We start from the raw sequence: 23465 nt of genomic DNA, 5'->3' as shown, positions 1-23465 counted from the left end.
TGTGAGCCGCACCGACTGCCGCGAGTCCGCTGCGCCCCCCTCCCCCTTGCGGGGAGGGGTCGGGGGTGGGGGTCCCCGACCTCCGCTCTCCCATCGCCCCCGCAAAACCCACCCGCTGTGCCTTGCATCCCATCCCAATCGCGGCTACAGGATCGGCCATCGGAGCGTGGCGCAGCCCGGTTAGCGCACTAGTCTGGGGGACTAGGGGTCGTGGGTTCGAATCCCGCCGCTCCGACCATTTTTCCCGATTGTTCAACTGTGGACCGGGTCTTCTCTTGAGGAGGACTCATCGGCCTCTTTCAGTTGGAACCACCCCCGTTCCGCGCTATTGTCCACCATCCCCGGCTGAGGCTCTGCCCGTAGGCGCTGGGGGCTGAGAGACCGTTTGCGCTCCCGCCTGCATGATCAGGGGAGCGCGCCGCGATGCGGAAGTATGTCTATTTTCCATTGAAGATCGATTCCGAGACCATCGAGCGTGTCCGCAAGGCCTTGGCGGAGTCCCTCGAGCTTCTGAAACAGAATCGACCTGATACGTTTCTGGGACGGAAGAGCTACGAGCCGTTCCCGAACGAGGCGACGGCGAACAAAGCCGGCAGCGAGAGCGGGGGCGGCGACAACCCTCCGGCCTGAGCGTGGTGGATGATGGACCCTCTGCTGCGGTCGGAGGTCACGGCTCATCGGCAGAACCATGATCGCGAGAACGCGCGTGAGCGCGATGTTGCCTCGTAAGCGCGTCGCGCGCCGCTTTTCAACGCGCCGGTCGCCGCCTAAACTCCTCGCTCAGGGTTCTGGGCGCCGGTTCGGCGCCGGACCTCGCTTTTGTTTTTGAATAACGCTCCGAGCTCCCGCATGGACGCCGCCGTCGTCGACACCTCCTTTGGCCATTTCGAGAACGCCGAGCAGATCGCCTTTTGGAACGGAACGGGTGGGGCGCGCTGGGTGGCGCGGCGCACGGAGATCGACACGATGCTGGCGCCGGTGCAGGAGGCGCTGCTGGAGCGGGCCGCGATCCAGCCGAATGAGCGGGTGCTCGACATCGGCTGCGGCTGCGGTGCGACCCTGATCGCGGCGGCCGAGAAGGTGGGGCCGGGCGGCAGCGTGCTCGGCCTCGATGTCTCCGCCGCGATGCTCACATCAGCGCATGAGCTTGCGCCGGCCGAGGCGCCGGTCAGCTTTGTGCAGGGCGATGCCATGGTGCATCACTTCAAGGCGGCGAGCGCCGATCTCGTGATCTCGCGCTTAGGGGTGATGTACTTCGCCGATCCCGTGCGCGCCGTGCTCAACATCCGCAATGCCCTGCGCTCGGAAGGCCGCGTCGCCTTCGCCTGCTGGGGCGAGCTGCGTGACAATCCCTGGGCGCTCGAGCCGCTGCAGGCGGCCTATGACCACGTGCCGAAGCTGCCGGGCTTGCGGCCGCATGCGCCGGATGATTTCGCCTTCGGCGCGGCCGACTGGGTCGAGAAGGTGATGACCGATGCCGGCTTGCGTCGCGTCCGGCTGGAGCGCTGCGACGTCGCGCTCGATCTCGGCGCCGGCGGCGGCCTCGATGCCGCCGTGCATACGGCGCTCGCGATCGGCCCGACCAGCCGCGCCGTGGCGGGGCAGTCGCCCGAGGCGGTGGAGGCTGCGACGTCAGCCGTGAGGAAGGCGCTCGCGCGTTATGCGAGAGGGCAGGGCGTGATGGTGCCGGCCTCGTTCTGGATCGTCACGGCCGTCGATCCCTAGACGTGCGACCCGGCCCATCAGGTCGGCGTGCCCACGGCAAAGCCGCAAGATCGGTCGAGCGCATCCGCTGCCGGCGCGCTTTAGTTGCGGCTGCCACGGAGCACGGAACGAATGACGACGGCGCTGCGAACCTACCATGCCCGGATGCAACGGGTGCTGGATCATATCGACCGGCATCTGGACGATCATCTGGACCTGGACACGCTGAGCAGCATCGCGGCCTATTCGAAGTATCATTTCCACCGGCAGTTCACGGCGACCTTCGGTCTGTCGGTGCATCGCTACATCCAGCTCGCCCGCATGAAGCGCGCGTCCTATCAGCTGGCCTATAGCGATGCCCACACGGTCACCGATGTCGCAATGGACGCGGGCTATGATGCGCCGGACGCCTTTGCCCGCGCCTTTCGGCAGAGGTTCGGGCAATCGCCGTCATCGTTCCGGAAGTCTCCCGATTGGGAGCCGTGGCTTGCGGCCTTCGGGCCTCTCGACGACGCGAGGAGCAAGCTGATGCGGACGACCTTCACTTCCGACAACGTGACGATTCGCAATGTGCCGACCACAGCGGTCGCGATCATGGAGCATCGCGGCGATCCGGCGTTACTCGGCGCCACGATCCAGCGCTTCATCGCCTGGCGCAAGGCGGCCGGCCTTCATCCCAAGACCAACCCGACCTTCACGGTGTGGCGATCCGAGCGGCGTCCCGCATCGCCGGCCGACTACAGCGTGGACCTTTGCGTCGGCACCGATCGGCCCATCGCGGCGCTCGGCTTTGACATCAAGGCCGGCGAGATCCCCGGAGGACGCTGCGCCGTGCTCCGCGTGGTCGGCAACAGCCACAATCTGGAGCCGCCTGCGCTCTACCTCTATCGGGACTGGCTGCCGGCCAGCGGCGAGGAGGCGCGTGATTTTCCGATCTACTGCCAGCGCTTGAGCCTATTCCCGGACGTTCCGGAGCACGAGACGGTCGCGGACCTGTTCCTGCCGCTCAAATGAGGGTAACCCTGGGGGCGGCTCGCGGGCGCACAAAGATTCCTCCAGGCCGCCGTGTTTCCGCCACCCGCTTCGAAGGGTTCCAGTTCCGCTGACGGAACGCCCGTGCACCTACCAGCGTTGTTGCCGTATGCGCCGGGGCCCTCACACCCTGGCATTGAACCTTTGCGCGGCATGCGCGCACCAACCTGATGGTCGGCTCGGTCGAGAGCCGCTTTTCAGGAAATTTTAATCGGACGCCGGGGTTCATCCTCGGGAGCAGCTTTTTGCGGAGGCGCGTATGGTCCTCAAAGCTTTGAAGGTGTCGTTATCGGTGATTGCGGCCGCGAGCTCGGTGGCTTCGCTGTTTGCCGTGAGCTGGATCGGTCTGGCGCTGCTGGGTTACTAGCAACGCACGCCAATGTGCATAGGCATCAACATCAAGCGCGCCCGGGTCAGATGATCCGGGCGCGCTTGCTTTGGGTGTGCCGACTACGCGAACGCCTTTTCCACGGTTTCGATCAGCACGCGAAACGACTTGTCGTGGCGCGTGATCGGCGGAATGGCGCGGGTGATGCCGAGCAACTGATAAACCGCCATCTGCGCCGCGCGCACCGAATATTCCACCGTGAACACGACATCGTCGGGGATCTCGACGAACTGGCTGACGAAAGCGAGATTCTTCGAACTCACAGGCACCGGCAGCGGCCGGTCGCTCGTGTGGCGCGGCATGAACATGCTGGTGATGTAGGGCAGCCGGCACGGCACGCAGCTCGCATGATCGAACACCGCGAGCTCGAAATTGAGGTGGCCGCACAGCTCCTTCAAGATCTCGGCGCCGCTGCAATCGGCCATCGCCTTCGGCACGAAATTGCCGATCCGGTCGGAATGCAGCGCATAGCCCCAAAACACCTGCACATCCTTGGGCTGACCGACGAAACGCGGCTGGTGATACAGCACGATCGACATCAGCCAGTTCGACTCGGTGAAGGTGACGAGGCCGCCGGTGCCCGCCTTGTTGCCGCTAAAGGCCTCCATCGCATCGAAGAAGCGCGGGTTGCGGCAGGTGACCGTGAAGGATTCCCAGCAGGATTCCGGAATCGAGGAATTGAACGCGGCGGGATTGCCGAACTCAGGGCGGCCCTGCGCGATCTTCTCCCAGAGCGTCCAACCCTTGCTCTCGCGCTTGGTCAAGCGCGGCGGCGGCGCGTCGTGGGAGCCGAGGCTGGTCGCATCGGTCATGGAGCCGTTCTGGAAGAACACGAGATCATCGGGCGACACCGCGAGCGTCTCGCTCCGGCCGTTGCGGTCGAGCGTCAGCTGCGTGACGACATGCTTGCCGGCCTCGGTCGCGAGCGCGATGTCGGTGACGTCGACATCGTTTTCGAATCTCACGCCGTGGCCTTCCAGCCATTTCACCAGCGGGACCACGATCGCATCGTACTGATTGAACACCGTTCGCTTGACGCCGGCCAATGTCTCAATGCGTGGAAACTCGTTCATGAAGCGATGCAGATAGCGCTTGAACTCGACCGCGCTGTGCCAGGGCTGGAAGGCGAAGGTCGTCTGCCACATGAACCAGAACTTCGTGGTGAAGAACGGCGGTGACAGCCAGTCGGTGATGCGGGAGTTGCCGAGCTTCTCCTCGGAGGCTTCCGTCAGCCTGACGAGCTCGAGCCGGTCCTGCATCGAGAAGCCCATCGTCGAGACGTCGACCTTGTGCCGGTTGCGGTCGACAAGGCGCGCCTGGGAATGCGCGACATGCTCCTGGTTGAAGGCAATGGTCTCGTCGCGCACCGTGCGGCTCGGATCGCTGGCGCCGGGGATGGTCGAGAGCAGGTCCCACGTGCATTCGTAATGATCGGTGGTCAGCATGCGGCCGCCGCGCAGCGAGAACGAGCCGTCCGGCAATTGGGTGCCGTCGAGGCTGCCGCCGAACGGGAGGTTCTTCTCGAAGATGCTGATGTTGCTGCCCGCGACGCCGCCGTCGCGGATCAGGAATGCCGCTCCGGCAAGGGCGCCGATGCCACTGCCGATGAAGTACGCTTTCATGATGGTTCACCCGGATCGTCTTTGACGATCCGGGGCTTAGCGGCCGGATCCAAGGGCGGAACTGATCCAGGTCAACGTGACGTCAACTCGCACAAGGCGCGGCGATCACGATCTCGCGCGTAGCGCTGCGGCCATAAAGCATGATCCGGAAAGTGCGCAGCGGTCTTCCGAAAAGATCATGCGCAAACAATAACCTAAAGCGCGATGACGAATCATCCTGATCTCATCGCGCTTTAGCGCACATTGTCACGGCGCCATTTGTCCAGGTCCTTCTGGGCCTCCCTGGGCCAATGGGCATCCGCCGGCACGATCAGGAGCGGCTTGTCATTGTACCGCATGGCCACTGCAACCCGCTTGGTCGCCGCATCCATCACCACCAGTGCCGACGTGGTGCTGCAACTGTGCGCCTGGCAACCCTGGCCGATGAAGATACTGCCGTCGTAGCGGACCGTCCCCAGCCCGCCCAGGGTCCACTTGAGATCTGTATAGCGGGCATTCGACACTGTCGCCCTGAGCGCCTTGGCGAGCTCTGCATATCCCAGGAGATCTCCCGGATGGTAGACGGCACCGCGACTGAGCGCGTCCCATCCCTTTGCTGCGGTCTTGAATTTCAACACCTCGACCGGACCGAACCCGTTGGCCGTCCACATCCAGCGCTCCCCGCGGATGGTCGGTGTGGGCGCCGTCTCGAACACGATCCGATCGGGCTCAATCGTCTGTTTCACCATCGCGCAGTTATTGAGCGGCCCGTCCAGGCGAACGGGCTGGTTCGCCGTGAACCGGAGCACGAAGGGCGATCCGTCGCACGCGTTGCCGCCGTCGCTGACCGAGCCGATCACGAAATCGGTGGCACCGATCCGGCCGTTCTTATCGAGATTGATGATGCGCTTCGTGAGAAGCTGCTTGCCGTCGACCAACAGGACCTCGTCATCGTCGGGTTCGACGACCTTGATCTCGATGGTGTGACCGAACAGCTCGGTCTTGGCAGGATTCGCGAAGGCAAGTCCCGGAATCAAGCAGAGCAGAATGAGAAGGGCACGCATGTCCAATCGAGCTTCACTGTGAGGCAGCGGTTCAAGCGAATGATTTCACCGCTGCCTGCAATAGCACCTTCAACGATTTGTCGTAAGGCGTCACAGGCGGAATGGCGCGGTCGATGTTCATGAGTTGATAGACCGCGTGCATGGCCCCGCGCACCGAATATTCGATGGTGAACACGGCATCCTCCGGCAGCTCGACGAACTGGCCGATGAAAGCGAGATTTTGCGAGGTCGGCGGCACCGGCAATGGCCGGTCGCCCATGCTGCGCGGCATGAACTCGCTCATGATGTAGGGCATCCAGCACGGCACGCAGGTGGCCTCGTCGAACACCGTGAGCGGGAAGCGGAGATGCCCGCACAGCTCTTTCAGGATCTCGGCGCCGCTGCACTCGGACATCGGCTTTGGCACGAAATTGCCGACGCGGTCGGGATAGAGCCCATAGCCCCAGAAGATCTGGATGTCGGCCGGCTGGTCCGGAAAATACGGCTGGGCGTACAGCACGATCGACATCCGCCAGTTCGAATCCGTGAAGGACACGAGGGCGCCGGTGCCGGCGACGTTGCCGCTGAACGCCTGCATCGCATCGAAGAAGCGGGGATTACGGCAGGTCACCGTGAACGACTCGAAGCTCGACTCCGGGATGTTGGAGTTGAAGACCGCGGGATTGCCGAATTCGGGCCTGCCAGCGGCGAGCTTCTCCCACAGTGCCCAGCCGTGGCTGTCGTCCTTGGTGAGCTGCTTCGGCGGGCTGTCATGGCTGCCGAGGCTGGTCGCATCGGTCATCGAGCCGGCCGTGTAGAACACGAGGTCATCAGCGGCGAGATCGATGCTGCGGCTCACGCCGTCCTGCTGGAGGTCAAGACGCGTGGCGCGATGCCTGCCGTTCTCGGTCGACAGCGCGATGTCGGTGACGTCGGTGCCGCCGACGAAGTTGACGCCGCGGTCACCGAGCCAGCGCATCAGCGGCTTCACGATCGAGTCGTTCTGATTGTAGACCGTGCGCTTGACGCCGCCGAGCGTATTCATGGTCGGGAATTCGTTCATGAAGCGGCGCATGTAGCGCCTGAACTCGACCGCGCTGTGCCAGGGCTGGAAGGCGAACGCCGTCTGCCACATCAGCCAGAAATTCGTGGAGAAGAACGGCGGCGACAGCCAGTCCGAGATCAGCGAGTTGCCGAGCTTGTCCTCGGAGGTCTCGGTCAGCCTGGTCATCTCGATGCGGTCCTGCATCGAGAAGCCCATCGTGGACACGTCGACCTTGTGCCGGTTGCCGTCGACGAGGCGGGCCTGCGCGTGCGTGACGTGCAGCTTGTTGAACATCTCGGTTTCGCTGAGGATGTCCTCCGAGGGCTGCGAGGCGCTCGGAATCGTCGACAGCAGATCCCAGGTGCATTCGTACTGCGTGGTGGTGAGCATCCGCCCGCCGCGCATCGAGTAGGAGCCGTCCGGCAATCGGGCGCCGTCCAGGCTGCCGCCATAGAGCCGCTTCTCGAAGATGGTGATGTCCTGTCCGGGCACGCCGCCGTCCCGGATCATGAATGCTGCGCCTGAAAGTGAGCCGATGCCACCGCCGATGAAATAGGCCTTCATGATGCCGACCTGCGATTTAAAGGTTTGAAACAAAATAGGAAAAATGCCGGCAGGCGCGGCGAATCACGGGCCTGAACAAAGCCTGCCACGGCTGATGTTACCGCAGCGGGATGAATTAGTCCTCAACAGCTTGAGGTCGTTTGTCCGGATGCGGCGCAATGTCCCGGCATTCGCGTCGGGCAGTCTCGCTGCGCACACAGCGACGAGGCGGTAGGGTGGGCAAAGGCGCGCGAACGATGCTGTTGATCGGACATGGTCCATCGCGCGCCGTGCCCACCGCGGTCCCTTGGTCGAGAATGGTGGGCACGGCGCCGCAGCAGCGTCGTGCGTCGATGCAGCGGAGCAGGGCGCCTTTGCCCACCCTACGCTCTGTACTCGCAATGAGGGGCAACGAGCGAGCTAAGCCAAGAGCAGTCTGAAAGGCTGAGGCGTCGATTTACGTAGCTACGGACCACGCCCTCAATGCCCCGCCATATGCCTTCCGATCTCCGTCAAGTCGGCTTCGCCGGCGCGGGTCTCGTAGACCAGCTGGCCGTGGAACATCACGACCAGCCGGTCGGACAGCTCCAGCAGCTCGTCGAGGTCCTCGCTGACCAAGAGCACCGCGGCGCCGCGATTGCGGGCGGCCATGATCTCGGCGTGGATCTGGGCGACCGCTGCGAAGTCGAGGCCGAAGCAGGGATTGGCGGCGATCAGGACCTGGACGTCGTGGCCGAGCTCGCGCGCGAGCACGGCGCGCTGCACGTTGCCGCCGGACAGTGCCGAGATCGGCGTATCCGGCGTGCGGGTCTTGATCTTGTAGCGGTTGATCTTGTTGGTCGCGTCCTTGCGGAACGCCGATTTGTTCAGCCACCAGCCGCCACTGGCAAATGGCGCGCGATCGAACTCGCGCAGCGCGATATTGTCGGCGACGCTCATGCCGCCGACGCAGGCGTTCTTCAAGGGCTCCTCGGGCAGCAGCGACATCTTGTGCCGGCGCATCTCCTCGCGCGTGGCGGAGTAGGGCGCACCCGAGACTCGGACGGCGCCGCTCTCGGCCTCGCGCTGGCCAGCGAGTACCTCGACGAGCTGGCGCTGGCCGTTGCCGGACACGCCGGCGATGCCGACGATCTCACCGGCGCGCACCGTGAGCGAGAGGTCGTGCACGGCGAGGCCGCCGGCATCGTCGCGCGCAACCAGCTTCTCGACCTCGAGCCTGACCTTGCCGGCCTCGCCGGTGCGCGACGGCTGCACCGTGAGCTGCTCGGCGCCGATCATCATCCGCGCCATATCGTCAGGCGTGAGCTCGGCGACCTTGCCGCGTCCCGCGAGCTTGCCGCGGCGGAGGATGGTGACCTCGTCGGCGAACGCCATCACCTCGCGGAATTTGTGCGTGATCATCAGGATGGTCAGCTCGCCGGCCTCGACCATCCCACGCAGCATGCCCAGCACCTCGTCGGCTTCGCCGGGTGTCAGCACCGAGGTCGGCTCGTCCAGGATCAGGAAGCGGCGCTTGAGATAGAGCTGCTTGAGGATCTCGCATTTCTGCCGTTCGCCGGCGGAGATGTCGGACACCTTGGCGTCGAGCGGCACGCGGAACGGCATGCGCGACAGGAACGCCTCCAGCTCCTGCTTCTCCCTGGCCCAGTTGACGACTGCCGGCACGTCGTCGCGCGCCAGGACGAGGTTTTCCGCCACCGTCATCGCCGGGACTAATGTGAAGTGCTGATAGACCATGCCGAGGCCGAGTGCGTGCGCGTCCTTCGGATTGCTGATCGCGCGCGCGCGCTCGGCGATCAGCACGTCGCCCTCGGTCGGGCGGTAGTAGCCCATGATGCATTTGACCAGCGTGGACTTGCCGGCGCCATTCTCGCCGAGCAGCGCATGGAATGAGCCGGGGCGCACCTTCAGCTCGACATTGTCGAGCGCGGTGAACGCGCCGAAGCGCATCGTCATCGCGATGGCCTCGACGCCGAATGCGCCCGTTGGCGTCGGATCGTCGCCGATCACGACAGCGCCTCGATCAGCGCGGAGGAGGTCGCGACCGCGCCGAACACGCCGCCCTGCATCTTGATCATCTTCAGCGCGTGATCGTGATTGCCCTTGTCGGTGGCGCCGCAGCAATCCGACAGCAGCACGCATTCGAAGCCGCGGTCATTGCCCTCGCGCATCGTGGTGTGGACGCAGACATCGGTGGTGATGCCCGTGAGCACGATGTTCTCGATGCCCTTCAGCCGCAGGATCAGCTCCAGATCGGTGCCGCAGAACGAGCCCTTGCCGGGCTTGTCGATGATGATCTCGCCGGGCAGCGGCGCCAGATCCGGGATGATCTCCCAGCCCGGCTCGCCGCGCACCAGGATGCGGCCGCACGGGCCGGGATCGCCGATGCCCGCGCCGATCTGCTGCGAGCGCCAGCGCTTGTTGGCGGGGAGATCGGAGAGGTCGGTGCGGTGGCCCTCGCGGGTGTGGATGATCAGGAAGCCCTGCGCGCGCATCACTGTCAGTAGCTTCTTGATCGGCTCGATCGGGGCACGGGTGAGCGAGAGGTCATAGCCCATCTTGTCGACATAGCCGCCGACGCCGCAGAAATCGGTCTGCATGTCGATGACGATCAGCGCCGTGTTCTCAGGGCGCAGGTCGCCATTGTAGGGCCAGGCATAAGGCTCGGAGCGGATGGTGCGTGCGGTCATGATGGACCTCCACTAACGGGTGATGGACAGCTCGGCCGGCGCGCCGCTCAGGGTACGCTTCGGCGAGCAGGTGATGATCATGATCAAGAGCGTCAGGATGTAGGGCGCCGCGTTGAACAAGTGATAGCCGGAGGTGACGCCGACCGACTGCAGCGCAGGTCCAAGCGCGGCAGCACCGCCAAAGGCGAGCGAGGCCCACAGGCACAGCATCGGGTCCCAGCGCGCGAAGATCACCAGCGCGACGGCGGTGATGCCTTGCCCTGACGACAGGCCCTCGTTCCAGCTGCCGGGATAGAACAGCGACAGGAACGAGCCGCCGATGCCGGCGAGGAAGCCGCCGGCCATGGTGGCGCGCAGGCGGATCGCCAGCACCGAATGTCCCATCGCGCGCGCCGCATCGGCGCTCTCGCCGGCGGTGCGGACCAAAAGGCCCCAGCGTGTGGTCTTGAACGCCCAGAACAGGATCGGCGCCAGCGCAACGCCGATCAGGAACAGCACATTGATGCGCAGCGCCGCACGCACCTGCGGCACGTCGCTCCACCAGCCGAAATCGATCGCCGGCAATCGCGCGGCGGTCGGCTCGATCAGCGGCTTGCCGAGGAAGAAGGCGAGGCCCGTGCCGAACAGCATCAGCGAGATTCCCACCGCGACGTCGTTGACGCGCGGCAGCGAGCAGATGCCGGCGTGCAGCGCGCCCAGGAGTGCGCCGGTCAGGCCGGCGGCGAGCACGCCCAGCCAGGGCGAGCCCGAGAGATAGGAAATGCCGTAGGCGCTCATCGCGCCCATCACCAAGGTGCCCTCGAGGCCGAGATTGATGCGGCCCGAACGCTCCGTGATGCATTCGCCGAGGCTGACGAACAGGAACGGCGTGGAGACGCGGATGGCGCCGCCGAGCACCGCGAGCGGGACGGTCCAGAGCCCGATATTGCCGTCAGCCATGGCTCAGGACTTTCCTTTCAGAAACCCGATGCGCCCGTAGAGCGCATCGCTCGCCAGCACCGAGATGAAGATGATGCCCTGCAACACCAGCACGGAGGCATCCGGCAGGCCGAGCCGGCGCTGCAACAGGCCGCCGGAGGCGTTGATGCCGCCGAGCAGGATCGCCACGGGGATGATCGCCAGCGGATTCTGCCGCGCCAGAAACGCGACCAGAATGCCGGTGAAGCCATAGCCGACGGCGAGGTTGGCGTTGGTGCGGCCCTGCACAGCGGCGACCTCGACCATGCCGGCGAGCCCGGCACAGGCTCCGGCGAGGAAGCACACGGTGAGGATCAGCTTGCCGACGGAGAGGCCGACGATCTTGGCCGCGCGGATGTTGCCGCCCGCGACGCGGGCGGCGAAGCCGAACGTGGTGTGATAGATCAGCACGTAGGATGCGACCGCGAGGATCAGTCCGAACACCAGGCCCCAATGTACGTCGGTGCCGGGGATGGTGCCGATCATGTTGGCGGCGCCGATCTCACGCGTCGACGGCTTGTTGAGGCTCGCCGGATCGCGCATCGCGCCTTCGACGAGATGGTTGAGGATCGCCAGCGCGATGTAGACCAGCAGCAGGCTGGAGATCGTCTCGTTGACTCCGCGATATTGCCTGAGACCACCGGACAGCAGGATCCACAATCCGCCGCCGGTCATACCGGCGATCACCATCGCGATCTGCACGGCGAGCGGCGGCAGGCCCTGCAGCGCCAGCGCGACCGATGTCGCCGAGAGCGCGCCGATCAAGAGCGCGCCTTCGCCGCCGATGATCACCATGCCCAATTGCGCAGGCAGGGCGGTGCACAGCGCGGTCAGGATGAGAGGCGCGGCGCGGCTCAGCGTGTTCTGCCAGGAAAACCAGGTGCCGAACGCGCCGTAATACATGTACCAATAGAGATCGAGCGGGTTCTTGCCGAACAGCGCGACGAAGATGCCGAACACCAGGAGCGCGGCGACCAGCGCCGCGCCCGGAATCAGGATGTACTCGATTTCAGCGCCGTAGCGCTGCAGGAAGCCTGCATCCGCGGCCGGCGCGATGGCGGCCGCATCAATCGGATCGGCCGCCTCCGTGGTCACGACGTCGCTCCGATCACGCCCTCGACCAGATAGTCCATCTTCTCGAGCTCCGGATCCTTCTGGCCGCGCTCGGTGCCCGCGGTGATCACGGTGTTGCCCTTGTTGTCCTTCAGCGGGCCCTTGAAGATGGTGTAGCCGTCGCCGAGGAATTTGGCCTTGATCTCGTCGGCATGCTTGCGCGCCTGCTCCGACACGGCCTCGCCATAGGGCGACACCTTGACCAGCTCTTCCTTCAGGCCGCCGCGATAGAAGTTCGGAATGCTCTCGCCGGCGGCCAGCATCTTGACGAACTTCGGATACAGCGCCTCCCAATTCCACTCGGCGCCGGTGAGATAGGCCTTCGGCGCCAGCGGCGACTGGTTGACGTGATAGCCGGTGACAAAGGCACCGCGGCGCGCCGCGTTCTCGACCATCGTCTTCGGACCGTCGACATGGCAGGTCAGCACGTCCACGCCCTGGTCGATCAGGCTGTTGGTCGCCTCGGCCTCCTTGACCGGCATCGACCAGTCGCCGGTGAAGATCACCTGCGTGGTCGCCTTGGGATTGGCGAGCTGCGCGCCGAGGGTGAAGGCGTTGATGTTGCGCAGCACCTGCGGGATCGGCTTGGCGGCGACGAAGCCGAGCTTGCCGCTTTTGCTGGTGTAGCCCGCGACGATGCCGGCGATGTATTGCGCCTCGTCGATATAGCCGAAATACGAGCCGGCGTTCTTGGGGTCCTTCTCGCTCCACAGGCCGCCGCAGTGCTCGAAGCGCAGCTTCGGGTACTTGTTGGCCATCTTGATCATGTGCGGATTGTAGTAGCCGAACGAGGTCGGGAACAGCAGCGTGGCGCCGTCGAGATTGATCATCGACTCGATCGTCTTCTCGACCGCGTCGGTCTCCGGCACCTTCTCCTCTTCGATCACCTTCAGCCCCGGCAGCTTCTTCAGCGCCGCCGCGCCCTGCGCATGCGCCTGGTTGTAGCCGTAGTCGTCGCGCGAGCCGACATAGATGAAGCCGATCGTCGTCTCCGCGGCGAAGGCCGGCCGCAGGCCCGCGGCTGCGCCGAGCGTCAGCGCCGCGCCACCCTGCAACAGATGCCGTCGTGAAATCCTGCCAAAGTCCATTGGTGTGCTCCCTCGGCGAGCGCTCAAGGCCCGCGCCTCTCATCTCGGCTTCACCGGCACGGCGGAGCCTCGAGAGGGAGCTTTTCAAGCTTTGTGCCAGGGCCTCGGGAACTCGCCCGCTGGCTAAGTCGCTGAAATAGCGCGGATTTGTGACTGACTGCGTTCTGGGCAGCAAAGCGCGTGAGTGAAAATCAGCTTATTTCTTCATCAATCGACTTGAATTGTATGCAAGGAGTTCAATCAGCCGGGACGGCTCGGCAGCGGTGCGTGCGCGTCGCTGGCCGTCCGGGTGATGTTGGAAAAGGGGAGCCAGCCAGCGCGCAACTATTCTGGAGACCGCACGCCATCGGGCGTGCGCCCCAGTCCTATGAGAACGATGCGCGTCGCGCGGGTCAGATGCCGAGCAGCCAGACCGCGACGATGGTGCCGATCACGGCGATCCCTGAAATCGTCCAGCCTGTGACATAGGCGCCGTTGTCGGCCACGACCTGGTCGACCATCGTGTCGTGCCAGCTCTCGTTCTGCCAGTGCCCCTGTTGGTACGCCATGCGAACCTCCTCGAGCCTGCCTCCCCATGGAATATGTCAGCGACGTCCAGCCGCGGTTCAACTCCAGGATGAGATTTTTCGCTGCTGCGCTGCAAGGCCGAGCCGCGACATCTCCTCTGGTCTTGCCGGGCAAAGACCCTAAGCTCGGGTCGCGTTCCGCAAAGAGAACGAGCAAGTCGCCGGCTGTCGCGCCGGCCGCAGGGAAGGAGAACCCATGAAGGATTTCGCCGGCAGGATCGCCGTGATCACCGGAGGCGGCACGGGCATGGGCCGCGAGCTCGCCCGCCAGCTCGTCGCCGAGGGCTGCAACGTCGCGATGTGCGACGTCTCCACCGAGGCGATGGCCGAGACCAAGCGGCTGTGCGAGTCCGAGGGACTGCCGCAAGGCCTGCGCGTCACCACCCACGTCGCCGACGTCTCGATCGAGGCGCAGCTGCAACGCTTCCGCGACGAGCTCGCCGAGCAGCAGGAGACCGACAAGATCCATCTGTTGTTCAACAACGCCGGCATCGGCGGCGGCGGCAGCCTGTTCACCAATTCCCGCGAGCAGTGGGAGCGCACCTTCAACATCTGCTGGGGCGGCGTCTATCTCGGCGTCCGCACCTTCCTGCCGATGCTGCTGAAGGCCGACGAAGCGCACATCGTCAACACCTCGAGCGTCAACGGCTTCTGGGCCTCGGTCGGCATGGGCGTCTCGCACACCGCCTACAGCGCCGCGAAGTTCGCCGTGAAGGGTTTTACGGAAGCGCTGATCAACGACCTCCGTCTCAACGCCCCGCACATCAAATGCTCGGTGGTGATGCCCGGGCATATCGGCACCTCGATCGTGTCGAACTCACGCAAGGTGCAGAGCGGCGGCTCCGACGAACTGAGCGAGACCGAGATCGCGTTAGCCCGCCAGCACATGAAGGGCATGGGCATCGACGTCTCAGCGATGAGCGACCAGGACATCCAGAACGCCGCCCGCGAACGCGCCCGCAGCTTCCTGGAGGACGCGCCAACGACCGCCGCGCAGGCCGCGAAGATCATCCTCGATGGCGTGAAAGCCGAGCAATGGCGCATCCTGGTCGGCGAGGACGCCAAGCTGCTCGACATGCGCGTGCGGCAATCACCAGAGCAGGCCTACGAGCCGGAGTTCTTCCAACGGTTCGCGCAGGAGGCGGGGTGGAAGCTGGGGTAGGGCGATCGTTGTTAGTTGCAGAAACGCGCCCAGCTCCGCGCAAACGGTGAGCTCCCCTCCCCCTTGCGGGGAGGGGTCGGGGGTGGGGGTCCACGAGTCCCGCTGCTGATGAGGAAAATCAACCTGTCATGGACGACCGCCAGCGATCCTTCGCCCGCCGCATGCGTGCCGAGCCGACTGAGGCGGAGCGCGTCCTCTGGCAGCATCTACGTCGCGATCTCAAACTAGCCGGCTCTCACTTCCGCCGCCAAGCCCAGATCGGGCCCTTCATCGTCGACTTCGTCAGCCGAAAAGCAAAGCTCGTGATCGAAGTCGATGGCGGCCAGCACGATTGGCAGCAGGAGCAAGACGCCGCCCGCACCCGACAGATCGAAGCACTCGGCTATCGCGTTCTTCGCTTCTGGAACAATGACGTGCTGGGAAACATCGAAGGTGTGCTTCACGAAGTCCGGTGCGCGTGGACCCCCACCCCCGACCCCTCCCCGCAAGGGGGAGGGGAGACGAGACCGCCGCGCCGTCCCCGCAGAACGCGGCGACCGAGCAAGGCTGAATAGCGCCCCCGTCGCCATCTCCGTGGGGCTGTGCGCCCCGCAGGCAAACGCTCGAACTCATCAGCTCGGTAGATCGCCTCTCACCGCGACGACGCCACCCGATACGCCATCCGCGTATGGCTCGGGCAATACGGCAGGCCCTCGATGGGCTTCGAGCCGCAGAAGCAGAAATCGTCCGCGCCGGGCGTGGAGATCGGCCAGCGGCAGCGTTCCTTGGAGAGTTCGAACAGCGAGCAGCCGTTCTCGACGGGGCCGGCCGGCGGCTCCTCGATGACGATCGGCGGCTGATCGCTGGGCACCGCGCGAAGGATGCGGCGGCGCAGTTTCGGCACGGGACGGCGGGCGCCGTCACGGGCGTTGTCGCGTACCACGCGCCTGCTGTCGCCGCCATTGTCGCGCGTCAGCGCCAGGCGGGAGATCTTGCCGATCACGGCATTGCGGCTGACGCCGAGCTCGGCGGCGATCTCTCGGCAGGTCAGCCCGGCCTCAAAGTGCTGCTTCAGGGCCTGGAGCCGTTCCTCGGTCCAGGTGGGGTGGGTCTGTCGTTCGGCGGGCATTGGGTCGCTTCCAAGTTTGATCCGTCCTGGATCGTCCTGGCCGACGGCTGCACCCGAAACTGTCTCCGCTTGACGTGTCCCTGTTACGCCCGTCCGTTGTCGCGAATCGACAGCAGCCCGTCCTTGATGGCGAGCCGGATGCCTTCTTCGATCAACGTTCTGCAGACACCCGGAACGCTGGTGCCGTGGGTGCCCTGTTTCACGAGCTTTTCGAGATAGCCAATGGTTGCCAGGGCCAGGGTTACGGGGATGCGGTCAGTCTCGGCTTTTTCCGTCGCCATGCCTAAAAGCTAGTCCGTAACCGGTGTACAGAAAAGTAACTTTTTAGACTCTATTAGGAATCCAATAGGTTGTACAGCGACTTGGGGATAAGTGGTTAAGGTATTGAATTTTAAAGAAATGTGACGAATCTGGCGGGGCGCGGCGGTGACTCTCCGCGCGCTCGGCGAGTCCCGGCCCGGAATGGTACGGTGCACGAGCGGGTGGAGGGGATTCGCACTGCAACTGGCGGGACTCCTCCGAAGGCTGGTCCACAGCCAATCGAACGTCTGTTGCGACGGTTCCCGGCGCCGGGCGCCCCGGCCGGCGTGGCGGAGAAGCCCGAGCGACGATTTCTACAATTCAGAAAATAGCACTTTCGCTTTTCCGGAAATCGTGCTTTACTCCGCGTATCCCGCCTCACTCGGTAGGGGCGTAGCGCGCGATCGTCACGACACGCGAGGCGGGGATGCGATGGCCGCGATCGAGCCGCAGCGTGTCCTCACGGATGCGCGGACGAACGGTTGGTTGCGGACGTGAAAGCGTGTGGTCCTGGCGCCCCGAAGCTGGCGTCAAGTCTGCGGGCGATGATCCCGCTGGCGACGGTGGCTATCAAGCCGGACACCGGGGAGAGCGCGCCATAAGCGTGAAGACCATCGCGCAGGGAAGGCCGGGCGTTGTCCGGCTGCACCTGTGGTACCTGCCGCCTGCATTTTTTCTCGCAGGCGGGCCGCAGGCGTCAGCCGACGCCTGGCCTTCCCTGCGCCCTCCGATCTGTGAGGGTGAGATGTTTCAGCATGACTCGGGCAGGTTCTGCCGCGGGACTGCGGACGTATGTCTGCGAGTCGCTCTGCTCGCGCCTTTTCCACCGCTGTCGTCCCGGGCTTGACCCCATAGGCGCTAAGATAGTTTTAGCATCGTTTGATAGCGACGTTTTCTTCTCGGTGCCTCGCGGAGGTGGCGGCGAAGAGGGGCTCTAGAGCGGCGAAGGCGGGTGATTGTGGGCTGCGGGATAATGGCTTGTAACAATGAGGCAATGAGTTGCCGCAGCAATCGCCAGCCGCCCGGACGCGTTAAGCGGCCTGAGCCGAGCGGGGAGAGTCCTCGAGTTCGTCTACGAGCGGCTCGAGCAGAAGGATGATGAGGAGATGCGCGAGAATGTGAGGTCTGGCGGACCGCTCGTCGGCGCCAGGTGGTCCCTTGAGGCCGATCACACTCTTCAGCCGCTTGAAGCCCAACTCAATGCGCCAACGCAGGCGGTAGAGAGCGAGGACATCTTCCGTCGGGAAGTCATCCGGAGCAAGTGAGGTCACCAGGATAACCCAGTCGGCAGCTTCGAGTGTCTGTTTGGAGAGCGTATGACCTCCCTTCCTCGCGGCTAACTTTGCTTTGCGGCGCGCTGCGGCCGCAGCGTCCTGGGGCTTCTTGATTGCAACCAGGCGCAAGGCAAGAGGTGCGCCCCGCCTGGGCTTGATCCAAATCGGGCGATCGATCAGACCGCATTTTGCGGCTTTGCGCAGTTCGGTCACGAGCTTGAGCGCACGGCCTGCACAATCGCGCCAGCGCGCGCCCTTCCAACCAGCCCGGATGACGAAGTCAGCACCAGCCTGGATCAAATTTGCCATACGCTCGGGCTGTAGATAGGCCCGATCGGCAATTCGGATCTCGCCTGGTACCGCTGGCACCCGATCAAGCGTCTCACCCTCATGCTGATCGGTCAGCTCAAAGTGGCCAAAACGCTCACCCGGAAGATCGAAGGCGCTGTGAATGCGCCAGACCTCGTTCTTGGTCTTCTCCTGCCGGCCCTTCTTCGGCACCGTGGTCGCATCGATGATACGGATCAGACGACCTTGGCTCCTCCGGGGAGCTGCGGAGGCAAGGACCTGCCCCACCAGCAGCGCCAACCAATCCCCGCACTGGCGCAAGCGATAGAGCAGAGCCACGTTGGAGACGTCGACCAAGCCCACCGACGTCGCCCAGGCCGCAGTCAACCGCAGTCCTCGCTCCCCGAGGCAATAGGCCAAAATTAATCGCAGCAGATCGACTGCATTGCGGATCTCTCGCGGCCGCACGAAAGCTCTCGTCTCGCGCGCCGTATGGTCCAGAGCCTGTGGCCCGCCAAGCCGGGCCACTAGGCTCGTCCAATCTTGGTTCACAAGCCCATCACGTCTCATTCCATGTTGGAATCACAACTGATTCTTCGTCGCAAGCCTATTTTAGCGCCTATGGGGCTTGACCCGGGACCCATAACCACAGGGGGGGTTGGTGCGTGCAAGTCCGACCACATCGCGTCACGACTGCGGCCGGTGGCTATGGGTCCCGGGTCAAGCCCGGGACGACAGCGGAGCGAAGCGGTGCCCACCGCATCGCGCCGCTCCACACCACCTCAATACAGCGACGGCACGTACAGCTCCGGCGGGATCTGCTCGCGGCGATAGTCCGGGCTGCGGACGCGCTCGGGCAGGATGACCGGCTCGTGCTGCACTTCGCCGTAGGGAATCTGGCTGAGGAGGTGCGAGATGCAGTTGAGCCGCGCGCGCTTCTTGTCGACTGCCTCGACCACCCACCACGGCGCCTCCGGGATGTGCGTCCGGTGCAGCATCTCCTCCTTGGCCTTGGTGTACTGCTCCCAGCGGCTGCGCGCCTGCACGTCCATCGGGCTGAGCTTCCACTGCTTGAGCGGATCGTGGATGCGCATCAGGAAGCGGAACTGCTGCTCCTCGTCGGTGATCGAGAACCAGTACTTGATCAGGATGATGCCGGAGCGCACCAGCATGCGCTCGAACTCGGGCACGGAGCGGAAGAACTCCTCGACCTGGTCCTCGGTGCAGAAGCCCATCACGCGCTCGACGCCGGCGCGGTTGTACCAGGAGCGGTCGAACAGCACGATCTCGCCGCCGGCCGGCAGATGCGTCGCATAGCGCTGGAAATACCATTGCGTGCGCTCGCGCTCGTTCGGCGCCGGCAGCGCGGCGACGCGGCAGACGCGCGGATTGAGCCGCTGGGTGATGCGCTTGATCGCGCCGCCCTTGCCGGCGGAATCGCGGCCCTCGAACAGCACGACGACCTTGAGCTTGTTGTGCTGGACCCAGTCCTGCAGCTTCACCAGCTCGCCCTGCAGCCGGAACAGCTCCTTGAAATACACTCGGCGGTCCATGCTCGGATGCGCCTGATGGCCGAGCTCGAGCCGGCGAAACTCGTCGAACTGGTCGTCGCCGAGCTCGAGCTCCAGCTCCTCGTCCATGCTGTCGCGGAAATCCTCGTCGATCAGCTCGCGCAGCGCGCGCTCGTCGGTGGTCTCGCGTTGGCTCATGCGTGTCATCCCCATGCTCGGTGTGGCCGCGCAAATTGCCTCGCGGCCTTTGACAGGGGTGTGACATGCGACCGCGACGCGATCGCCGCGGCCGGACCGGGCAGGGCCTCAGCCGTGCACGACCGACTTCGCGATCATGCAATGAATGCCCTTGGAGCCATTGACCGTCTGGGTCACGCGCAGGTCCGCCGCGAGGCTGCACAGCGTGTAGGCGTCCTCGCGCGAGAGGTTGCGCTTCTCGCCCAGCAGCACGATCATGTCGCGCAGCGCCTTCACCACGCACTGGTCGAGGTCCGGGTCCATCGCCATCGTCATGTAGTGCGTGGGCGTCTCGGCGCGCGGATAGTCGAAGCTGAGATCCTTGCGCACGGTGAGGCGGAAGCGGCCCTGCAGCGCCGTCTCGATCGCGGTGACGCAGACCTCGCCGTCGCCCTGCAAGCCATGCCCGTCGCCGCAGGAGAACAGCGCGCCCGGCACGAACACCGGCAGATAGAGCTTGGCGCCGGCGCCCAGCTCCTTGTTGTCGAGATTGCCGCCCATCGCGCGTGGGATCAGCGAGGTGATGCGGCCCCAGGCCGGCGGCGGTGCCACGCCCATCACGCCGAAGAACGGCGAAAGCCGCAGCTCCAGACCCCACGGCATCTGGCCGACCATGCGCTCGCGATCGAGCGGGATGTTCATCAGCCGGCTCTCGTGGAAATCGTCGGGCAGGGTGCCGGCCAGCGGCCGGATGAAATTGTAGCCCCAATCCTGCCGCAGCTGCACGTCGAGGATCTCGACCTCCAGCACGTCGCCGATCTCGGCGCCGCGCACCGCGACCGGCCCGGTCAGAATGTGGCCCGGCACCATCCGCTCGCTACGCGCGTGCACATCGAACAGCTCCGGCGGCACGTGGAATTTGCTGGTATCCGGCACCACGTCGGGCCCGCCGCTGATCGAATCGATCGTGACCTCGTCGCCGCTGTCGACCGTGAGCACCGGCTTCAGCCGGGATTCGAAGAAGCCCCAATGGCAGGTCTCGGGGCTGGCGGGCAGATGATGATGGGCCATGATGCTCTCATTGTTGCCGGTTTCGCGAAGAGCATAGCCCATCACATGGCGTTCGCAGAGAGATGGCAACGCATGGCGGCTGTCGTGTATGAGGGCGGCCGTGGCACCTCACCTCGCGCCGGAGCTTGGAATGTTCTTTGTGCTGTCGAAGACGCTCGGCCTGCTGGCGCTGCCGACCAATTTCATGATCGCGCTCGGCCTCCTCGGCGCTCTCCTGATGCTGACGCGGTTTGCCGTGATCGGCCGCAGGCTCGTGGTGTCGGCGATGCTGCTGCTGGCGATTGTTGGCCTCACCCCGCTCGGCAGCCTGATGCTGTATCCGCTGGAAAGCCGCTTCCCGAAATGGGACCCGGCGAACGGCGCCCCGGACGGCATCATCGTGCTCGGCGGTCCCGTCGATTCCGATCTCTCGGTGATGTACGGCATGCCGGTGACGGTCGCGGGCGCCGATCGGGTCATCCAGGCGGCGGTGCTGGCGCGGCGCTATCCGAATGCGCGAATCCTGTTCACGGGCGGCAGCGCCAACCTGATCGCGACCGAGGCCAAGGAGGCCGATGTCGGCGCCGAGATCCTGGAAAGCCTCGGCGTGCCCAAGGAGCGGCTGCTCCTGGAGCGGCAGTCTCGCAACACCTACGAGAATGCGATCTTCTCCAAGGCGATGATCTCTCCGAAGCCCGGCGAGCGCTGGCTGCTGGTCACCTCGGCCTATCACATGCCGCGCTCGGTCGGCCTGTTCCGCAAAGCGGGCTTCCCGGTCGAGCCCTATCCAGTGGATTGGCGCGTCGGCCGCGTGCTCGATGTCGACGGCATCTCGATGCTCGGCCTGCGCCGCGCCGATATCGCCGTGCGCGAATGGGTCGGCCTCTTGGCCTACCGCTTGCGCGGCCGCACCGACGATCTGTTTCCCGGCCCGACCTAAGGCGTTGGTGTGAAGGCGGCAGCCTTCGCCGCCAGCTCGCCGCGCACGCGCGCGACCACCGGCTCGAAGCGGCAGCCGGCATCCTGCCGGAACAGCCGTGCGCTCGGATACCACGGACTGTCGTCGCGATCCCGCAGCCAGCGCCAATCGGCGACATAGGGCAGCATGATCCAGGTCGGCCGTCCCAAGGTCGCGGCGAGATGCGCGGCGCTGGTGCAGACGGTCACCACGACGTCGAGGCACGACATCAAAGCTGCCGTCTCGGCGAAGTCGGTGAGATCAGTGGTGACGTCGCGGATGCGGCTCTGCTGCGCGAGCAGCGCCTTGTCCGCCGCCCGCAGCTCCTTTTGCAGGCTGATGAAATCAGCCTCGACATCGAGCAGCGGCAGCAGGGTCGACAGCGGCATCGAGCGGTTGCCGTCATTGGCCTGGTGCGGGTTGCCGGACCAGACGAGGCCGACGCGCAGCCGGTCGTGCGATCCCAGCCGCTGCTCCCAGACCGCGACGCGATCGGCCGGGGGAGGTGGCAAATAGCTCGCCGGCGGGATGGTGTCGAGCGTGGTGCCGAAGGCGAGCGGCAGGCTCATGATCGGGCAATGCATGTCGAACGCCGGCCGCTGCAGCTCCGGCGTGAAGGTAAGACATTGCGAGACGCCGTCGATCCCTGCCATCAGCCGCCGCAGCGGCTCCCGCACCACCAGGATCACCTTGGCGCCGCGCGCGGCGACCATCGGCAGATAGCGCGCGAACTGGATGTTGTCGCCAAAACCCTCGTCCTCCTCGATCAGGATGGTCTTGCCGGCGATCTCCTCCTTCCCCAGCCATTTCGGCTGGGCGAAGCGCGGATAATCGGGCGAGAAATCCGGCATGGCCCAGCGCGCCTCGCGATGTGCCCAGCCGGCTTGGTAGTCGCCGCATTGCAGCTCGACATGGGCGAGCTGCCACTCAGCCTTGGCGTTGTCGGGCTCGATCGCGAGAATGTCGCGATAGACCGCGGCGGCCTCCTCGAAGCGCAACAGCTGCAGCAGCGCGAAGCCCTTGTTGTGCAGCACGTCCACCAAGCCCGGCCGCAGCGCCAGCGCCTTGTCGAACCAGGCCAGCGCCTCTGCGCTGCGGCGGAGACAGACGAGGGCATCGCCGAGATTGTTGCAGACGAGGGGATCCGTCGGCGCAAGCGTTTGAGCGCACTGGCAATCGGCCAGATAGTTGTCGTAACGCTTCATCTGGCGGGCGCAGCGGGCGCGCATCTGCAGCGATTGGAGGTCGTCAGGCTGCTGGGTCAGGCACACAGTGAAAGCCTGAATGGCTTCCTCATAGCGCTGCTGGCCATGCAACAGCAGGCCGCTCTGGAACGCGGCCTCGCGATGCGCGGGATTGATGGACAGCGCGTGCTGATAGCTCAGCAGCGCTTCGGCGCCGCGATTCTGCGCCAGCAGCACGCCGCCCATGTGCTTCCACAATTCGGCATCATCGGACTTGAGCTGGATCGCCTTGTCGAACACGGCGAGCGCATCGTCGAGCCGGCCCATCTGCTTCAGGGTGAAGCCGAGACTGGTGAGATAGTCGATCTTCGGGCTCTGGCGGATCGCCCGCGAGAACCACGCCACGGCATGGTCGTGCTGGCCCATCTGCAGCGCGATGATGCCCATCAGCGCGAGGCTGTCCGCATGGTTCGGGTCGGCCGCCAGCGCCTGCTCGCAGGACATCTGCGCGTCGAGCAGGCGGCCGCCGCCGAGGTGGTGCAGACCGGCCTCGTAGAGCGCGGCCGCCGACAGCGGCGTCGCCGCCGTCGGGCCGGGCTTTGCGCTCTTCGCGCCCTTGTTCCGGTCACTGCGGCTCATCGCTCGATCCTGCCTGCGGATCGAAAATTCATAAGTGATTCCTG

Annotated in this window: 21 protein-coding genes and 1 tRNA gene; 7 read left to right on the top strand and 15 right to left on the bottom strand. The window is 65.1% G+C overall.

Annotated elements, in window-relative coordinates; all coding sequences use genetic code 11:
- Positions 1-160 precede the first annotated feature (160 nt).
- From ACVILH_RS27300 to ACVILH_RS27285, 4 genes are all read left to right on the top strand, one after another.
- Positions 161-238: transfer RNA gene (locus ACVILH_RS27300), tRNA-Pro, on the top strand.
- Between the two features lie 185 nt (positions 239-423).
- On the top strand, positions 424-630 hold the full coding sequence (locus tag ACVILH_RS27295; RefSeq protein WP_456715644.1) for a hypothetical protein: 207 nt from the start codon (positions 424-426) through the stop codon (positions 628-630).
- Between the two features lie 219 nt (positions 631-849).
- On the top strand, positions 850-1725 hold the full coding sequence (locus ACVILH_RS27290; protein ID WP_456715643.1) for a class I SAM-dependent methyltransferase: 876 nt from the start codon (positions 850-852) through the stop codon (positions 1723-1725).
- Between the two features lie 111 nt (positions 1726-1836).
- A complete protein-coding gene (locus ACVILH_RS27285; RefSeq protein WP_456715642.1) occupies positions 1837-2718 on the top strand; it encodes an AraC family transcriptional regulator in 882 nt (293 codons plus the stop codon).
- Between the two features lie 468 nt (positions 2719-3186).
- Here the strand turns inward: ACVILH_RS27285 and ACVILH_RS27280 are convergent, their stop codons facing one another.
- From ACVILH_RS27280 to ACVILH_RS27240, 9 genes are all read right to left on the bottom strand, one after another.
- Positions 3187-4746: an oleate hydratase gene (locus ACVILH_RS27280; protein ID WP_456715641.1), complete on the bottom strand. Its 1560-nt coding sequence runs from the start codon at positions 4744-4746 to the stop codon at positions 3187-3189.
- 233 nt (positions 4747-4979) lie between these two features.
- A complete protein-coding gene (locus tag ACVILH_RS27275) occupies positions 4980-5789 on the bottom strand; it encodes a hypothetical protein (protein WP_456715640.1) in 810 nt (269 codons plus the stop codon).
- Between the two features lie 31 nt (positions 5790-5820).
- A complete protein-coding gene (locus tag ACVILH_RS27270) occupies positions 5821-7377 on the bottom strand; it encodes an oleate hydratase (RefSeq protein ID WP_456715639.1) in 1557 nt (518 codons plus the stop codon).
- A gap of 459 nt (positions 7378-7836) precedes the next feature.
- Positions 7837-9312 (bottom strand): ABC transporter ATP-binding protein, encoded by a 1476-nt coding sequence (locus ACVILH_RS27265; RefSeq protein ID WP_456717087.1) that lies wholly within the window; start codon positions 9310-9312, stop codon positions 7837-7839.
- A gap of 50 nt (positions 9313-9362) precedes the next feature.
- A complete protein-coding gene (biuH, locus tag ACVILH_RS27260; protein WP_456715638.1) occupies positions 9363-10046 on the bottom strand; it encodes a biuret amidohydrolase in 684 nt (227 codons plus the stop codon).
- Positions 10047-10058: 12 nt separating this feature from the next.
- The gene (locus ACVILH_RS27255) at positions 10059-10985 is read right to left on the bottom strand and encodes an ABC transporter permease (RefSeq protein WP_456715637.1); all 927 of its coding nucleotides are present in this window, start codon (positions 10983-10985) and stop codon (positions 10059-10061) included.
- Positions 10986-10988: 3 nt separating this feature from the next.
- Positions 10989-12098: an ABC transporter permease gene (locus ACVILH_RS27250; protein WP_456715636.1), complete on the bottom strand. Its 1110-nt coding sequence runs from the start codon at positions 12096-12098 to the stop codon at positions 10989-10991.
- A complete protein-coding gene (locus tag ACVILH_RS27245) occupies positions 12095-13204 on the bottom strand; it encodes a BMP family ABC transporter substrate-binding protein (RefSeq protein WP_456715635.1) in 1110 nt (369 codons plus the stop codon). Before ACVILH_RS27245 ends, ACVILH_RS27250 begins: the two co-directional genes overlap by 4 nt.
- 392 nt (positions 13205-13596) lie before the next feature.
- A complete protein-coding gene (locus ACVILH_RS27240; protein WP_456715634.1) occupies positions 13597-13752 on the bottom strand; it encodes a hypothetical protein in 156 nt (51 codons plus the stop codon).
- A gap of 214 nt (positions 13753-13966) precedes the next feature.
- Here ACVILH_RS27240 and ACVILH_RS27235 point away from each other — a divergent pair, with 214 nt between their 5' ends.
- Both ACVILH_RS27235 and ACVILH_RS27230 read left to right on the top strand, forming a co-directional pair.
- Positions 13967-14932: an SDR family NAD(P)-dependent oxidoreductase gene (locus ACVILH_RS27235; protein ID WP_456715633.1), complete on the top strand. Its 966-nt coding sequence runs from the start codon at positions 13967-13969 to the stop codon at positions 14930-14932.
- A 128-nt stretch (positions 14933-15060) separates the two neighbouring features.
- Entirely contained in the window at positions 15061-15486 is a 426-nt protein-coding gene (locus ACVILH_RS27230; RefSeq protein WP_456715632.1) for an endonuclease domain-containing protein, read from the top strand.
- A 77-nt stretch (positions 15487-15563) separates the two neighbouring features.
- Here ACVILH_RS27230 and ACVILH_RS27225 read toward each other — a convergent pair whose 3' ends face one another.
- The 5 genes from ACVILH_RS27225 to ACVILH_RS27205 all read right to left on the bottom strand — a co-directional run bounded on the left by ACVILH_RS27225 (position 15564) and on the right by ACVILH_RS27205 (position 20661).
- Positions 15564-16040 carry a GcrA family cell cycle regulator gene (locus ACVILH_RS27225; RefSeq protein ID WP_456715631.1) on the bottom strand — a complete coding sequence of 159 codons (477 nt, stop codon included), beginning with the start codon at positions 16038-16040 and terminating at the stop codon, positions 15564-15566.
- An 83-nt stretch (positions 16041-16123) separates the two neighbouring features.
- Entirely contained in the window at positions 16124-16321 is a 198-nt protein-coding gene (locus ACVILH_RS27220) for a hypothetical protein (RefSeq protein WP_006614936.1), read from the bottom strand.
- 1050 nt (positions 16322-17371) lie between these two features.
- Positions 17372-18472, bottom strand: a complete 1101-nt coding sequence (locus ACVILH_RS27215) for an IS4 family transposase (protein ID WP_456714770.1) — start codon at positions 18470-18472, stop codon at positions 17372-17374.
- A 212-nt stretch (positions 18473-18684) separates the two neighbouring features.
- On the bottom strand, positions 18685-19611 hold the full coding sequence (gene ppk2, locus ACVILH_RS27210; RefSeq protein WP_456715630.1) for a polyphosphate kinase 2: 927 nt from the start codon (positions 19609-19611) through the stop codon (positions 18685-18687).
- Positions 19612-19719: 108 nt separating this feature from the next.
- Positions 19720-20661 (bottom strand): acetamidase/formamidase family protein, encoded by a 942-nt coding sequence (locus ACVILH_RS27205; protein ID WP_456715629.1) that lies wholly within the window; start codon positions 20659-20661, stop codon positions 19720-19722.
- 130 nt (positions 20662-20791) lie between these two features.
- Between ACVILH_RS27205 and ACVILH_RS27200 the strand changes: the two genes are divergently transcribed.
- Positions 20792-21580, top strand: coding sequence for a YdcF family protein (locus ACVILH_RS27200; protein WP_456715628.1), 789 nt, complete (start codon positions 20792-20794; stop codon positions 21578-21580).
- On the opposite strand, the gene ACVILH_RS27195 is transcribed toward ACVILH_RS27200, so the two are convergent.
- Positions 21577-23421 carry a tetratricopeptide repeat protein gene (locus ACVILH_RS27195; protein ID WP_456715627.1) on the bottom strand — a complete coding sequence of 615 codons (1845 nt, stop codon included), beginning with the start codon at positions 23419-23421 and terminating at the stop codon, positions 21577-21579. The genes ACVILH_RS27200 and ACVILH_RS27195 overlap by 4 nt on opposite strands.
- Between the last annotated feature and the right edge of the window lie 44 nt (positions 23422-23465).

The sequence above is a fragment of the Bradyrhizobium sp. USDA 4353 genome (genome assembly GCF_054063215.1).
The sequence above is the reverse complement of the archived record's forward strand: the minus strand, read 5'-3'. Positions and strand labels throughout refer to the sequence as shown.

What these genes read in the sequence shown, in the direction of transcription:
- ACVILH_RS27295 (WP_456715644.1), top strand. Translation starts at nt 424, where the DNA reads ATGCGGAAGTATGTCTATTTTCCATTGAAGATCGATTCCGAGACCATC.
- ACVILH_RS27290 (WP_456715643.1), top strand. Translation starts at nt 850, where the DNA reads ATGGACGCCGCCGTCGTCGACACCTCCTTTGGCCATTTCGAGAACGCC.
- ACVILH_RS27285 (WP_456715642.1), top strand. Translation starts at nt 1,837, where the DNA reads ATGACGACGGCGCTGCGAACCTACCATGCCCGGATGCAACGGGTGCTG.
- ACVILH_RS27280 (WP_456715641.1), bottom strand. Translation starts at nt 4,746, where the DNA reads ATGAAAGCGTACTTCATCGGCAGTGGCATCGGCGCCCTTGCCGGAGCG.
- ACVILH_RS27275 (WP_456715640.1), bottom strand. Translation starts at nt 5,789, where the DNA reads ATGCGTGCCCTTCTCATTCTGCTCTGCTTGATTCCGGGACTTGCCTTC.
- ACVILH_RS27270 (WP_456715639.1), bottom strand. Translation starts at nt 7,377, where the DNA reads ATGAAGGCCTATTTCATCGGCGGTGGCATCGGCTCACTTTCAGGCGCA.
- ACVILH_RS27265 (WP_456717087.1), bottom strand. Translation starts at nt 9,312, where the DNA reads ATGACGATGCGCTTCGGCGCGTTCACCGCGCTCGACAATGTCGAGCTG.
- biuH (WP_456715638.1), bottom strand. Translation starts at nt 10,046, where the DNA reads ATGACCGCACGCACCATCCGCTCCGAGCCTTATGCCTGGCCCTACAAT.
- ACVILH_RS27255 (WP_456715637.1), bottom strand. Translation starts at nt 10,985, where the DNA reads ATGGCTGACGGCAATATCGGGCTCTGGACCGTCCCGCTCGCGGTGCTC.
- ACVILH_RS27245 (WP_456715635.1), bottom strand. Translation starts at nt 13,204, where the DNA reads ATGGACTTTGGCAGGATTTCACGACGGCATCTGTTGCAGGGTGGCGCG.
- ACVILH_RS27240 (WP_456715634.1), bottom strand. Translation starts at nt 13,752, where the DNA reads ATGGCGTACCAACAGGGGCACTGGCAGAACGAGAGCTGGCACGACACG.
- ACVILH_RS27235 (WP_456715633.1), top strand. Translation starts at nt 13,967, where the DNA reads ATGAAGGATTTCGCCGGCAGGATCGCCGTGATCACCGGAGGCGGCACG.
- ACVILH_RS27230 (WP_456715632.1), top strand. Translation starts at nt 15,061, where the DNA reads ATGGACGACCGCCAGCGATCCTTCGCCCGCCGCATGCGTGCCGAGCCG.
- ACVILH_RS27225 (WP_456715631.1), bottom strand. Translation starts at nt 16,040, where the DNA reads ATGCCCGCCGAACGACAGACCCACCCCACCTGGACCGAGGAACGGCTC.
- ACVILH_RS27220 (WP_006614936.1), bottom strand. Translation starts at nt 16,321, where the DNA reads ATGGCGACGGAAAAAGCCGAGACTGACCGCATCCCCGTAACCCTGGCC.
- ACVILH_RS27215 (WP_456714770.1), bottom strand. Translation starts at nt 18,472, where the DNA reads ATGAGACGTGATGGGCTTGTGAACCAAGATTGGACGAGCCTAGTGGCC.
- ppk2 (WP_456715630.1), bottom strand. Translation starts at nt 19,611, where the DNA reads ATGAGCCAACGCGAGACCACCGACGAGCGCGCGCTGCGCGAGCTGATC.
- ACVILH_RS27205 (WP_456715629.1), bottom strand. Translation starts at nt 20,661, where the DNA reads ATGGCCCATCATCATCTGCCCGCCAGCCCCGAGACCTGCCATTGGGGC.
- ACVILH_RS27200 (WP_456715628.1), top strand. Translation starts at nt 20,792, where the DNA reads ATGTTCTTTGTGCTGTCGAAGACGCTCGGCCTGCTGGCGCTGCCGACC.
- ACVILH_RS27195 (WP_456715627.1), bottom strand. Translation starts at nt 23,421, where the DNA reads ATGAGCCGCAGTGACCGGAACAAGGGCGCGAAGAGCGCAAAGCCCGGC.